The organism is Streptomyces mangrovi (assembly GCF_900114215.1).
GTDB lineage: Bacteria > Actinomycetota > Actinomycetes > Streptomycetales > Streptomycetaceae > Streptomyces > Streptomyces barkulensis.
Genome location: NZ_FOSG01000005.1, coordinates 366,075 through 378,278, shown reverse-complemented (window position 1 = coordinate 378,278; position 12,204 = coordinate 366,075). Strand labels below are relative to the sequence as shown.

Sequence of the window (12,204 nt, the reverse complement as noted above, 5' to 3'; positions counted from 1 at the left end):
TATGATGCGGTGACGACTCCTGGTCGGTTCCGGTGCGGTGGAGGTGGATGCGGTGTCCGACACCCGCGGGGATCGGACGCTGTCGGAGAGACTCGACCGGCTCTTCGACACCGTCCGCCCGGAGGGCCCCAAGGGCCGCCGGTACACCAACGAGGAGGTCGCCACCGCCGTCAAGCGCGCGGAGCCCGGTGTCCGGGTGGGCGGCGCCTATCTGTCGGCACTGCGCAAGGGCACCAAGAAGAACCCCTCCACCGAACTCCTGGCGGCCCTGGCCCGATTCTTCGGCGTTCCCGCCTCCTACTTCCTGGACGAGCGCGCCGCGGCCCGCACCGACGCGGAGATCGAGCTCGCCAAGGTGGCCCACAACATGGGCGTCAGAAAGCTCGCCCTGCGCGCCCTGGAGCTGTCCCCCGAGGGGCTCGCCGCCGTGACGAGGATCGTCGAGCACGTCCTGGAGAGCGAGCCCGGCGCCCGTACCCGGCAGGAGGAGCGCCCGTCCGCCGGCGCGCCGGACCCGGAGGACCGCACCGCACGGCCCTGACCGCGCCCGACGCTCCCGCACCCGACGGATCCTCACACGTACGCGTGAGGGGCGTGGTTGTCCGGATCGTCCCGCACTCCTAGGCTTCGCGGAGATCGCCGCCATGTGAGGAGAGCGACCCTTGACGCTGCTGATGGGCGCCGTGGCCTACGACCCGAAGACCGTCACCATCTGGACCGGCTTCCGCGCGTGGCTGCGCGCCCGGGACCTGCCCTTCGACTTCCTCCTCTACTCGCACTACGAGCGCCAGGTCGAGGACCTGCTCGCCGGAAGACTGCACGCCGCCTGGAACTCGCCGCTGGCCTGGGTGCGCGCCGACCGCACGGCGCGGGCGGCGGGCCGGGAGGTGCGCGCACTGGTGATGCGCGACACCGACCAGGACCTCACCTCCGTGGTCGTCACCCGCCACGACTCGCCCGTCGCCACCCTCGCCGACCTCAAGGGACGCACGGTGGCCGTCGGGGCGGTCGACTCGCCCCAGGCGACCCTGCTGCCACTGGAGGCGCTGCGCCGGGCGGGGCTGCGCCCGGGCGGGGACTTCGGCGTCCGCCGCTTCGACGTCGGCACCGGTCTCCACGGCGACCACGTCGGCGGCGAGCGGGAGGCGGCGCGCGCCCTGCTGGCGGGCGAGGCGGACGCCGCCTGCCTCCTGGACGCCAACCACCTGCTGTTCGGGCGGGAGGGGACGCTGCCGCCGGGGAGCACACGGGTGCTGGCCCAGACGGAGCCGTACGACCACTGCAACATGACGGTCGCGGACGACGCCCCCGGCGAACTGACCGGGCGGTTCGGCGAGCTGCTGCTGTCCATGTCGTTCGCCGACCCCGAGGCACGCCCCCTGCTGGAGCTGGAAGGGCTCACCGCCTGGCACCCCGGCCGCACCACCGGCTACGCGCTGCTGGAGGCCGCGGTGGACGAGGCGGGCTTCTACGACCCGTCCGGACGGGTCACCGCGGCGGAGTACGCCCCGTGACAACGGCCGGACACGGCTCCGGTTTTGATCCCGGGCCCGGTCCGCGGACGCTCCGCCTCGGGGCGCTGGGATTCGAGCGGGGCGCGCATCTGCTGGTGCGGCGCGCGCTGCTCGGCCTGCACCCGGGCCAGGAACTGGCGGTGACCGGGGGCGATCCCGCGCTCCTGGTCCACCTGCGCGCCTGGTGCCGCGCACACGGCCACGGGCTGCGCGCACCGGATCCGGGCGGGGCCCCGGGCGGGCAGGGGCCCGGCGGCGTCCACGCCCGCATCGTCCGCGGCCGGGCGGACCTCGACCGCTGGGCGGGCGCCGAGCGGGCCGGCGGCCCCGGCCCCGACGGCCTCGCCGCCCGCCCCTCGCCCACCTGGGGCCTGGCGGCGCGCGGCGCGCTGGTCGAGCGCGGCGGCCCGGTCGGCCCCTTCGACCTGGTGGACCGCGACCACGTCTGGGCCGACGTCGCCCCCCACCTCTACGCCCGCGCGGCGGCCGAGCAGTGGGACCCCGGCCGGGCCGTCGACTGGGAGGCGCCCTTCGCGCTCCCCGACGAGATCGAGCGCGCCGTCGTCCAGGTGATGACCTATCTGGTGGAGAACGAGCAGGCCGCCCTCGTCGTCCCGGCCCGGCTGCTGGCGCGCATCCACCCGCACTTCCGCGAGGTCGTCCAGCTGCTGGCCGTGCAGGCGGCCGACGAGGCCCGCCACATGGAGGTCTTCACCCGCCGTGCCCTGCTGCGGGGCGGGGAGATGGGCACGTCCTCGGCCGGCGGGCGGGAGTCGCTCGACACCCTGCTGACCGAACCGGACTTCTCCCTGGCCTCCTTCCTGCTCTCCGTGCTGGGCGAGGGCAGCTTCCTGAGCCTGCTGGCCTTCCTGGAGCGCCATGCCCCCGACCCGGTCACCCGCCGCGTCACGGCCCTGGCCCGCCGCGACGAGGCCCGGCACGTCGCCTTCGGCGTCGCCCACCTCCACCACCGCGGCACCGTCGACCCCGCCCTGCGCGGCAGGCTCCGCGCGGCCGTGGAGCGCCGCCACGACGCCCTCACCGACACCACGGGCCTCAACGCGGACGTCTTCGACTCCCTGGTGGTGCTCGCCGCGGGCGAGTGGACCCCCGAGGCGATCGGCCGGGGCCACGACGCGGTCCTGGCCCTCCAGGCCGAGATGGACGAGGGCAGGCAGCGCCGCCTGGTCCACCTCGGCTTCCCCGCCGACGAGGCGGCCGAACTCTCCGCGCTCCACACCCGCAACTTCATGTGACCGGGAAAGTCGGCTCAACAAAGTAAGACCGGATCTTAGTTAGATCCGGTCTTACTTTGTTGTGGCGCGGGGTGGCGGGGCAGGACCTCCCTCGCCCCGCGGGGCGAGGGAGGTCCTGCCCCGCCCGGCCGGAGCCGGGCGGGGCAGGACGGACGGGGCTCAGCCCTCGCCGTCGGCCGCTCCTGCGGACCGCGGCGCCGGGTCCGCCGGCGGCAGGGCCGCCAGCCGCGGCAGCAGCTGGGCCGTCAGCAGCGTGGACAGCGCCGAGGTGTCGCCGCCGCCCGCGCCGTCGGTGCGCACCACGACCGGCCGCGGCGCGCTGCCGGCCAGGGCCGCGCCGACCTCCAGCCGGCGGCGGGCCAGCTCGTACTGGAGGACTGCCCGGTTGTCGCGGTACGCCTGGGCCAGCCGCCGCTGGGCGCGGGCCTCGTTCTCGGCGGCGATCAGACCGCTGCGCCCGCGGGTCTCGATCTCGAACCGCACCCGCTGCGCGTTGGTCTCCTGCTCCTCCAGGAGCTGGGCCACCTCCTCGCGGGCCCGGTTCAGGGCGGCCTTCACCTCGACGATGCGCGCGTCGCGCACCTTCTTCGCCCGCTCGATGTCCATCTGGAGGCTGTCGATGCGGCGCTTGCGGGTAAGGCCCCACTCCTGGTCGTACGCGGCGCGCTCCTTGGCGACCCGCTCACGGGTGGCCAGGTGCTGCTGGTACTGGGCCGGGAGCTGCACGTCGGGGATGTTGCAGCCGGTGATGCGCACCCCGTAGCGGGAGAGCTGGCGGTTGAGCAGCTCCTGCATGTCGGCCACGTCCGAGCCCCGCAGGTCGTAGGCCCGCTCGGTGCGCATCTGGCGCGCCCGCTGCCGGATGGCGTCCTGCACCGCGCTGGAGAGCACCAGGTCGAAGTTGCCCGCGCCGATGGTCCGCACGAACAGCACCGCGTCGGTGATGCGGAACTTCAGGAAGAACTCGATCGACCGCAGCGGCACGTTCTCCTGGGTCGGGCAGGCCATCACCGGGGCCGAGTAGGGGATCTCGGTGGCGGTGTCCACCACGAACTCCACCCGCGACCACGGGTGCCACAGATAGTGGCGGCCGGGGTCCAGGGTGCGGGTGACCGCGCCGTAGCGGGTCAGGACCCCGTTGGTGCCCTGCTCGATCTCCACGATCGAGGAGCGCCACCACCACAGCCCCCCGACCAGCAGTGCGAGCACGCCCAGAACGTAGGAGAACACCGCCAGGGAGTCACGGGCGGCGCCGGTCAGCCCGTCGGAGTCGCCCGCGCTCAGCAGGACGCCGGTCAGCAGCGCGAACACCCCCAGCCACAGCGGCAGCAGCCACCACAGCCGGCGGCGCTGGCGGGGGATGATGACCGGGACCAGGGTGCCCGCCTCGCCGCCGCGCAGCAGCTGGGCGATCTCGCTCCAGGGGGCCACGGCCTCGGAGATGACCGACCTGCGGGCGGTGGATACGGCGCTCACTGCGCGGCCTCCTCGGTGTCGTCGCCGGACGCCGCGGATGCTTCAGGTGCCGCGGGCGCCCCGGGTGCTTCGGATGCTGAGGACGGCCCGGACTCCCCGCCGGGCGCCCCGGACTCCCCGCCGGGCGCTTCCGGGGTCGCGGCCTCCGTGCCCACGGAAGCCGCCGCGCTCCCGGCCGGCACGGTCGGCCGCTCCTCCTCCAGCAGGGCGCGGATCTCCTCCTGGCGCCGTTCGATGCGCTCGGAGACCTCCCGCAGCCGGGTGCGGACGGCGGCCATGTCGGCGTCCGTGAACAGCTCCGTGCCGTGCTCGCCGATCATCTCCCGGGCCAGCCGCAGGAAGTCGACCCCGGCCGTGCCGTCGGCATCCTCCGCGCCGCCGACCCGCACCAGCTGCGGCAGGTGGTCGGCCACCTGCTCCAGGGTGTCGAGCATCTGCTGCCGGTAGCGGTACTCCAGGATCTCCGGGGCCTCGGCGGCGGTCACCGCGCGGATGTCCAGGGCCTGCGCCTCCAGCAGCGCGGCGTTGGCCTTCGCCTCCGACTCGGCCTGCACATAGCGCTGCCGGGCCAGCGCCTGGGCCCGGTTGGTCTCCCGCTCGACGGCGGTGTCCATCTGGGCCTGGTACTGGGCGATCTCCGCCTGGATCGCGGAGAACGTCTCCTGGAGACCGGCCAGCTCCTTGGTGAGGTCGCCCTCGTCCTGCTCCTTGCGGAGCTGGAGCGCGTACTCGTGGGTGTAGGCCTCCTTGGCGACCCGCACCATCTCCGGGGCCGCCAGGTCCATGCGGTAGTTGCGGTCGGAGGGCTCGGCGTGCGTGATGTTGGCGTTGGTCAGCTCCACCGCCGGCTGGAACTGCTGGTTGAGCTGCTCCAGGAGCCGGCCGGTGTCCTCGCCGACCATGTCGTAGATGCCCGCGGCCTCCTGCTCGTAGATCAGGCTGCGGATGGTCTCGCTGACCGCGTTGCTCAGCTTCTCCTCGAAGCCGCGGACCGCGCCGAGGGTGTAGACGAACTCCACCGGGTCGTTGATCCGGAACTGGATGAACAGGTCGATCGAGGCCTTCACCCCGCTGCGGGTCGGAGCCTCGCGCACCGGCGCGTTGAACGGGTACTCGCGGGTGGTGTTGAGGATGTACGACACCCGCTTCCACGGGTTCAGCAGGATCACCCGGCCGGGGCCGACCACCTGCTCCAGCTTCCCGAAGCGGGTGATCAGCGCCTGGCAGCCGTCCGGCACCATCACCATGCCCTGCCGCCACCACACGAAGGCCACGGCCAGCACCGAAAGCACCCAGTAGTGCAGGCCGAACAGGGGGTTGGTCAGCGCGCTGCCGCCGACGGCGGACACCGTCAAGGAGCCCACGAAGCCCACCAGCAGCAGCATGAGCACCGGGAGCATGCTCAGCAGGGAGCGTCCGCGCGGGAGCACCATCGGGCAGATGGCGTGCACCGGCCCACCCCCCTCGCGCCGCTGCTCGCTGCGGTTGAGCGCCTCCCCGGCCTCCGCCAGCGGAACGGTCTGCTGCGTCATGACGGTGGCGATGGAGCCGCCCTGCTCCCGCGCGGCGGGGAAGTCTGCGGGGTCGATGCCGTCCTGCTGGGAGGGGGCCTCCTGACGGGAGCCGCCCTCGGCGTTCCCGCCGCCCTCGCCGCCTCCGGCCCCGCCGCGCCGTCGCCGGCGCAGCTCCTCCTCGGCCACGGCCCGCGGATCGGCCCCCTGGGCCACCGACTGTGCGATTCTGCGCATGTCCTGGGTTCGTGCCACGTCTGCCCTTCGCCGTCTCCGGTCTCGTTCGTCCCGTACGGGTGTTCCACCCCCATCTCACATCACGCGGCCCGCCCGGGGCCAAGCCGGGCGCGGATCGTGACCCGTACGGGACCTTCCAGGCCGCCTGTGGCGGCACCGACCCACCGCCGGGAACAGGGCGGCGGCAGAGCAGAGGACGGATCAGCGCCGTCAGGCGATCACCTTGCGGCACGGTGGCCCGTAAGGCACCTTCGGCACTGACCTCAAGGTGCGAGGACGGTCAGCCGCAGCAGTGCGGCCAGGTTCGGGAGCACGGGGAGCGCGTACCACCACCGGCGCAGGCGCCCGGCTCTCACGAACCTCCAGGTCAGCAGGCGCAGACACCGGTGGCCAGCAGCGCCGGCCCCGCTGTGAAACCGGAGTGGGCGGCGGCGTCCGGCTCCCACGGATTGGCGGTCCCGGACATGTACGCCAGGAAGAGGAGGTAGCCCGCCACCGCGTGCGCCGGCACCAGTAGGAGGACGGCACTCCGCGCGCGAGCCGGGCCTTGCGTTCTCACCGCGATGAGACCGCCCGTGGAGGACGGGGAGGGAAGTCGGTCTTCTCCTTGCACTCGGCCACCTCGTAGGCGCGTTCGGCAACCTGGAAGCCGATGTCCACGATCGCCTGCCGGAGTTCGTCTCCCGAGGCCCGGCTCTCGCTGAACATGCCCGCCGTCACGATCAGCGCATACGGCTGCGAACCCACACCCTCCTCGGGGTCCGGAGGCGTGCAGGGGATGTAGATGCTCGCGTCTCTGGGCCAGGAAGTGGCCTCTATCCCACCAGTCAGGTCAACAGCCTTCCCGTCTTTGTTTTCCGCATGGTAGTTGCGCCAGGATTCCCGGCTGTTTTTTATCATCTCCGCCCTGGCGGAAAGGATGCTCTCCTCTTCCGTTATCAGAGAGCAACTGAATATGATGTCATCCCCCGGCCTGCCTTGAGTGGTGTGCACGGTCACTTTCCTCGTGCTCGGCAGCACCCTTTCGGCGATTGAAGTGTCGACTACAGAGTCGCATACACTGTCCGGCAGATCCTCTACGCCGTCCAGAAATATTTCCCGATACCCTAGGAAGCCGACAACGGAAATCCCCGCGATCAAAGCAGTGACCAGAAGTGCATCCTTGCTTTCCTTCTTCATTTTTGGTTCCTCTGTAAGTCTCACGGGCTGGGGCGCTTGGTTGAGCTTTCCAGGAGGCTGTCACTGTTGACCCAGCCATCCTTGAATTCTTTCCGGATGAAGTTCTTCATGTCATCCGGAGGGAGATCTGAATCATGTTTTTCCAGGGCATGGTCGGCGGCATCCTGTATGGATTTCGTGCCGGATTCCTCCGCATTGAAAAAACCTTGGCTGCTCCGGTAGATCGCCTCGTCGGTTCCGTCCATCTGGCGACCCTCGTAGATGTGGTCGATCCTGATGGCGGCAGTTCCGGCGAAGAACGAACTTGCCGCTGCGGCCGCGACCTGGCCTGCGAGGGTTTGCGGAACGAGTGCTGCCGCGCCAACGGCTGTGGCGGTGGAAACCACGGTCTTGAAAAATTCCCCCTGCTGCTCGAACGCCTTGTTCGTCTTCTCGTCGCGCTCGACGGAGTTTCCTATCTCTATGTCCTGGCGAGAGTTGGCCATCACCCCTTCAATGATCCCGGAGTTCTTGGCGATAGTGCCTATTGCATCCTTGGTGGTGCCGTCGTAGAAGTCCGGATTGGCGATATGTGCCTCGATCGAACTGCTGGTGTAGATATTCTGCCCGTAGATCACGGAGGCGTACGCGTCGTCATCTTTCGCCAAGTTGTAGAGGAACCTGTACGCGTCGGACTGACTTAGCTCATTGGGGGCCTCGCTGTTCGTGATGAAGATCGTCTCTGCGCCTCTTCCCGCAATCGCGCGGTTGATCTCCGGCATATATGCGGCAGCGATGTGCCCCAGGCTCTCCCCCGTGGCTTCGTCGACCAGTTTCTCTCCGCCCGGCTCCGCGATCACGTGCATCACGTTCTTGACGATCTCCACCTGATCCCTGCTGTGAGGGATGGGCTCGGCAGGGACCTCACCGCCGTGCGGAACTCCTGTCACGGCCGCTTCCAGCGCCCGTGACACAGGCGTCCCGCGGTCGGTGTTCTTCGTGCTTTCGAGCATATGCTCGGTATGGGTTTTGTCCTTGAAGAAGGATTCCGCGGCGTCAGGGTTGTGGGACAAGGCGTTCATGAACCCGTTGACCGGGTCCTGTCCGTCACCCTTCCCGAAGACAAGGTCGAAGTAGCCGTGGTTCTCCCAGACCTCTTTGGTGTGTCCCGGCCCCAGTGCGGTACTCCGGTCCTTCTCCCAGACCAGTTTCCCGTACTCGTCGAGGAACTTGCTGTCGAAGCTTCCGTGGCCCATGAGGCTGCTCATGACCTGGAGCCCCAGAGGACCGGTCAGACCCTTCATCGGATCACCGCGGAACGCCGTGTTGCCCTCCCTCATCACCTCTTTCTCCCAGCGCTGCATCCCGATGCTGTCGGATTGCGTGGCGGTGGCCAGCGTGACGCTCATGTTCTCCTGAAGGCTTTTGAGCATCTCGAGGTCGTCGCCCCGGGCGCCGGCATGGGTGGACGTGACGTTGCTCCAGAACTGGAGTGTCTCCTTGCCACCGGACCGGGATGCGAACCTGTCGGCGAAGAGGGGGTCGTCGGCGTACTTCTCAAGGCTGTGGTCGAGGCTCGCCAGTTCCTCCAGTGAGGGATCGCCCTTCCGGACGATCTTCGCCATCTTCTCGGCTGTTCTGATGGCCTCGGCGGCGGAGTCGCGGTCTTTGTAGTATCCGTCGGAGAATCCGTAGTCCGACTGATCCACGAGGGCCCGCAGGACCTTGGCCGCGGTGGTGTCGCTGTTGCGGGCTTTCTTGAGGATGCCCCGGATCTCGTCGCGCAGATCGGTAGCGTCCTGAGGGCTGCGCTCGGGGACTCCGGTGTCCTCGGCCGCACGGTCGGGGTGGACGTTCACGGTGACGGTGAAGCCGCCGTCACCGGTGCCCCGCACCGTCAGGTTCTTCGCCGTGCCGCGCTCGATGGCCTCCTTGAGCTGCCTGCGGTACTCCACCAGCTCGTCACGGGTGTCCTTGAGGATGTTGCGGATGGAGGTGGCCTGGGTGTGGGCGTCGGTGAACTCACCGGCGGTCTTCTCGATGAACTCGCGGGTCACATCGGCGTTGCTGCCGGTCCAGTCGGCCTTCAGCGCCTTCGCCTTGAGATCGGACTTGGCCTCCTCCTCCAGGTCCTTGAGGCGGCCGACCATGTCCGACCAGTCATCGACGGCCGTGTTCAGCTTGGAGAAGTCGGCGTAGAGCAGGGCGTCGAAGTCCATCAGCGCTGGGTCCTCTCGTCAAAGCCTTCGTTCAGGTGGGTGAGGCTGTTGAAGAGGCCGCTGATGTGCTGCTCGTTGTCGGCATGGGCCTTGTCGCTGTATTCCAGGTGGTTGGAGATGTGGCCGCAGGCGTCGGTGAGGGTCCGAAGCTGGTCTCGCCACCGGGTCGTGACGTAGTCCAGAGCACTGCCGATCTCGAAGTCCCGGCTCAGGGCGGCGGCCGCCGCGTAGCCGCTGGCCCGGGCGCGGTCACCGTCCTTGATCAGCCGCTCGCGCAGTCTGAACGCCGCGTCTCCGATGGCCGCCAGGTCTTTCTGCTTCACGGTCAGTTCACCGTGCGAGGAGTCGGCGCTCTTGCCCCGGCCGCCCCCGCCGTCGAGCTGGTTCAGCCGCGTCTGTGTGGCCTTGCGCTCCTCCGCGGCCGTCACCAGCCGGTTCCACTCGTCGTCGAACGACATCCGTGTTGTCCTCCCCCTACGGCTTCCTGCGGTCGAGCCGGAAACATAAGGTACGCACGCGGTGACAGCGGGTGCCAACGGGGTCGTCGGTGAGTCGCTGCATCGGCAGGGCACTCCTGGTCGGCACGTGTACCAGGGGAGAAGGGCCACTACCTCCTGGACGCCTACGTAGAGCGCGTCGACGCGGACAGCCCCGACTGCTGGCGAGCGGAGCTCGAACCTTCACGGAGGCGTACCGTCGGAGCGGCGTGTACGCGCCGCCCCACCAGCCGTTCGCAGGTTCACGGACGTAAGACCGCTTCTGGGTGGTGAAGGCCGACCAAACGGCGGGAGACACGAAAAGCGGCAGCGCCGGGCGGGGCGCAGGCCGGTGCCCTGAGAAGCTCGAAGGGCTCGGGCATGTCCGTGTTCAGTGCGTGGGCGGACTCCGGCAGCGAACCGGCGGACAACCCGTTGACACGGGAGTGGACGAACAGCCCTGCTTCTGGAACCGACGCCCGCTCTGACAGAAAGATGCCGCCGGTCAAAGCTCCCCGGCGATAACCCTCTGCCGGAACGCCTCCCACTCGGAGGCTGTGTAGCGCAGGGGAGCGGCGTCGGGCCGCTTGGAGTCGCGTACGGCCTTGCCGCCGCCGGGTAGGTCGGTGACCTCCACGCAGTCGTGTTCGGCTCCGCTGGCCGAAGACTTCCGCCATATGGCGCCCGTCAGGTCGTATGCGTAGAGCTCTGCCTTGGGGTCGGTCATCTCCGGTGTCCCTCTTCCATCTCGGCGATCCTCGCGAGCGAGTCCTCCACGGACAGGGCCGTCGCGCGGATGCGGTCGAAAGCCTTGGCGAAGGGGGTCGCTTCGTCGCCCTCAACGTATGCCGCACCGCTGAGGTTCTCCAGCAGGACGACGGGCGGCATGGGGGAGGGGAAGGAGCTGAGCGTGAAGCTGCCCAGAACGCCGGGATGAGCTGTGGAGTCCAGCGGCATCAACTGCACGGTGATGTTGGGGATGTCAGCCGTGTCCAGCAGGCGCCGCAGTTGCTCGCGCATGATCGTCGGGCGTACGGTGAAGCGCTGGTGAAGTGCCGCTTCATGGATGACCGCCCATAGCTCCAGGGGCGAGCCGGGGCGGGTGAGGACGGACTGACGCGCCATCCTCACCTCGGCCAGTGCGGCCACCTCCTCGGGTGTGCGGGTGGTCGTCACACCCGCGATCACTTCCCGTGCGTAGGCGGCTGTCTGGAGCAGGCCGGGAACGACCAGCGGCGACCAGGAGTGAATCGCTTCGGCGTCGGCTTCGAGAGAGATGTAGTCGGCGTAGGAAGGCGAGACGACTCCGCTGTAGGTCTGCCACCAGCCTCTCTTCCCGGCGTCCCGCGCCAGGCCCTCCAGCGCGCCGACGACCGTTGGGTCATCGACTCCGTACACCGTCAGCAGAGCGCTCACGTCCGACGGGTGGATGGCCTGGGTGGCGTTCTCGATCTTCGAGAGTTTCGGGCTCTTCCAGCCCATGGCCGTGGCAGCCGCTTCGAGGGTCATGCCCGCGTCGGTGCGGAGGCGCCGGAGTGCCGCGCCCAGTCGTCGGCGGCGGATCGTCGGAGTCAGAGGGGAGTTGGGCATGGCCGGAGTCTGGCAGGCAGGGGGCTGGGACCGAACTTCTCGACAGGAAAGTCACTCGTTCGGGTAGAAAACTTTCCACCTCGTGGAGAAATATTACTGACCGGTCGATGCTGCTGGTGGGCGGCAGTCACGCCGCCCGGCAACGCGCCGTGCGGCGCACGCCCGCCACCGCCCGACCACGAGGAGACGACATATGCACCCCATCTCCGCCGAACTCGCCCACCGTCCCTCCGGGGTCTCCGGGATTCCCGGAGTGCCGCCGAGCCCCAACGTGCCCGGCTACTACCTGCGGCCTCGCGCCAACGGCTTCGTGGCGCACGTGTGCACGTCGGGCGCCGCCCTGCGGTCGGTGCGGCGGCTGGTCCCGATGGTGCTGCGCGGGCACGGCATCGTGGCCGAGGACGTCGACAACGCGCAGCTCGTCGTCTCCGAACTGGTCGGCAACTCGGTGCGCGCGTGCGGCGACCACGTACCGGTGGTGGTGGAGGTGTACGCGGCCTCCTACGGCGTCGCCGTCAACGTCCACGACCCCGATCCCGACCTCAGCGCCCTGCCGCGCCGCGGGACGGTGCCGCTGGACAGCGCGGTGGCCGAGTCCGGGCGCGGGCTCGGCCTGCTCGACCTGCTCGCCCCGGGCTGGCAGGTGCGGCGCTGGTCCATCGGCAAGCAGGTGCGCTGCCGAGTACCCGCCCGGCGCGAGCCGTCGTAGGCGCCGCCCGCCGCTCCACCGCGCTCCCGTCCCCGTCCCTGCGGCACCCGCCCGGAAG

12 protein-coding genes are annotated in these 12,204 nt (G+C 69.8%); 4 read left to right on the top strand and 8 right to left on the bottom strand.

The features are described 5' to 3' along the window. The first annotated feature begins 52 nt into the window (after positions 1-52). The 3 genes from BM237_RS10065 to BM237_RS10055 all read left to right on the top strand — a co-directional run bounded on the left by BM237_RS10065 (position 53) and on the right by BM237_RS10055 (position 2,770). On the top strand, positions 53-541 hold the full coding sequence (locus BM237_RS10065; RefSeq protein ID WP_175540952.1) for a helix-turn-helix domain-containing protein: 489 nt from the start codon (positions 53-55) through the stop codon (positions 539-541). A 121-nt stretch (positions 542-662) separates the two neighbouring features. Further along, positions 663-1,514 carry a phosphate/phosphite/phosphonate ABC transporter substrate-binding protein gene (locus BM237_RS10060; RefSeq protein WP_245793521.1) on the top strand — a complete coding sequence of 284 codons (852 nt, stop codon included), beginning with the start codon at positions 663-665 and terminating at the stop codon, positions 1,512-1,514. Then, positions 1,511-2,770, top strand: a complete 1,260-nt coding sequence (locus BM237_RS10055; RefSeq protein ID WP_217655820.1) for a ferritin-like domain-containing protein — start codon at positions 1,511-1,513, stop codon at positions 2,768-2,770. The genes BM237_RS10060 and BM237_RS10055 overlap by 4 nt, the downstream gene beginning before the upstream one ends. A 159-nt stretch (positions 2,771-2,929) precedes the next feature. Here BM237_RS10055 and BM237_RS10050 read toward each other — a convergent pair whose 3' ends face one another. From BM237_RS10050 to BM237_RS10020, 8 genes are all read right to left on the bottom strand, one after another. Beyond that, on the bottom strand, positions 2,930-4,246 hold the full coding sequence (locus tag BM237_RS10050; RefSeq protein WP_093849195.1) for an SPFH domain-containing protein: 1,317 nt from the start codon (positions 4,244-4,246) through the stop codon (positions 2,930-2,932). Next, on the bottom strand, positions 4,243-5,994 hold the full coding sequence (locus BM237_RS10045; RefSeq protein WP_093849194.1) for an SPFH domain-containing protein: 1,752 nt from the start codon (positions 5,992-5,994) through the stop codon (positions 4,243-4,245). The genes BM237_RS10050 and BM237_RS10045 overlap by 4 nt, the downstream gene beginning before the upstream one ends. Before the next feature lie 367 nt (positions 5,995-6,361). Next, the gene (locus BM237_RS29235; protein WP_175540951.1) at positions 6,362-6,505 is read right to left on the bottom strand and encodes a hypothetical protein; all 144 of its coding nucleotides are present in this window, start codon (positions 6,503-6,505) and stop codon (positions 6,362-6,364) included. Positions 6,506-6,549: 44 nt separating this feature from the next. Continuing rightward, positions 6,550-7,173 (bottom strand): hypothetical protein, encoded by a 624-nt coding sequence (locus BM237_RS10040; protein ID WP_093849193.1) that lies wholly within the window; start codon positions 7,171-7,173, stop codon positions 6,550-6,552. A 20-nt stretch (positions 7,174-7,193) separates the two neighbouring features. Then, positions 7,194-9,371, bottom strand: a complete 2,178-nt coding sequence (locus tag BM237_RS10035; protein WP_093849192.1) for a DUF6571 family protein — start codon at positions 9,369-9,371, stop codon at positions 7,194-7,196. Continuing rightward, positions 9,371-9,829: a hypothetical protein gene (locus BM237_RS10030; protein ID WP_093849191.1), complete on the bottom strand. Its 459-nt coding sequence runs from the start codon at positions 9,827-9,829 to the stop codon at positions 9,371-9,373. The genes BM237_RS10035 and BM237_RS10030 overlap by 1 nt, the downstream gene beginning before the upstream one ends. Positions 9,830-10,352: 523 nt before the next feature. After that, complete coding sequence (locus BM237_RS10025) at positions 10,353-10,574, bottom strand: DUF397 domain-containing protein (RefSeq protein ID WP_093849190.1); 222 nt, start codon at positions 10,572-10,574, stop codon at positions 10,353-10,355. Further along, a complete protein-coding gene (locus BM237_RS10020) occupies positions 10,571-11,437 on the bottom strand; it encodes a helix-turn-helix domain-containing protein (protein ID WP_093849189.1) in 867 nt (288 codons plus the stop codon). The genes BM237_RS10025 and BM237_RS10020 overlap by 4 nt, the downstream gene beginning before the upstream one ends. Positions 11,438-11,630: 193 nt before the next feature. Here BM237_RS10020 and BM237_RS10015 point away from each other — a divergent pair, with 193 nt between their 5' ends. Beyond that, a complete protein-coding gene (locus BM237_RS10015; protein ID WP_093849188.1) occupies positions 11,631-12,146 on the top strand; it encodes an ATP-binding protein in 516 nt (171 codons plus the stop codon). The last annotated feature ends 58 nt before the right edge of the window (positions 12,147-12,204 follow it).

Coding starts and splice junctions, on each gene's coding strand:
- BM237_RS10045 (WP_093849194.1), bottom strand. CDS start 5,994: ATGCGCAGAATCGCACAGTCGGTGGCCCAGGGGGCCGATCCGCGGGCC.
- BM237_RS10040 (WP_093849193.1), bottom strand. CDS start 7,173: ATGAAGAAGGAAAGCAAGGATGCACTTCTGGTCACTGCTTTGATCGCG.
- BM237_RS10015 (WP_093849188.1), top strand. CDS start 11,631: ATGCACCCCATCTCCGCCGAACTCGCCCACCGTCCCTCCGGGGTCTCC.
- BM237_RS10020 (WP_093849189.1), bottom strand. CDS start 11,437: ATGCCCAACTCCCCTCTGACTCCGACGATCCGCCGCCGACGACTGGGC.
- BM237_RS10030 (WP_093849191.1), bottom strand. CDS start 9,829: ATGTCGTTCGACGACGAGTGGAACCGGCTGGTGACGGCCGCGGAGGAG.
- BM237_RS10035 (WP_093849192.1), bottom strand. CDS start 9,371: ATGGACTTCGACGCCCTGCTCTACGCCGACTTCTCCAAGCTGAACACG.
- BM237_RS10025 (WP_093849190.1), bottom strand. CDS start 10,574: ATGACCGACCCCAAGGCAGAGCTCTACGCATACGACCTGACGGGCGCC.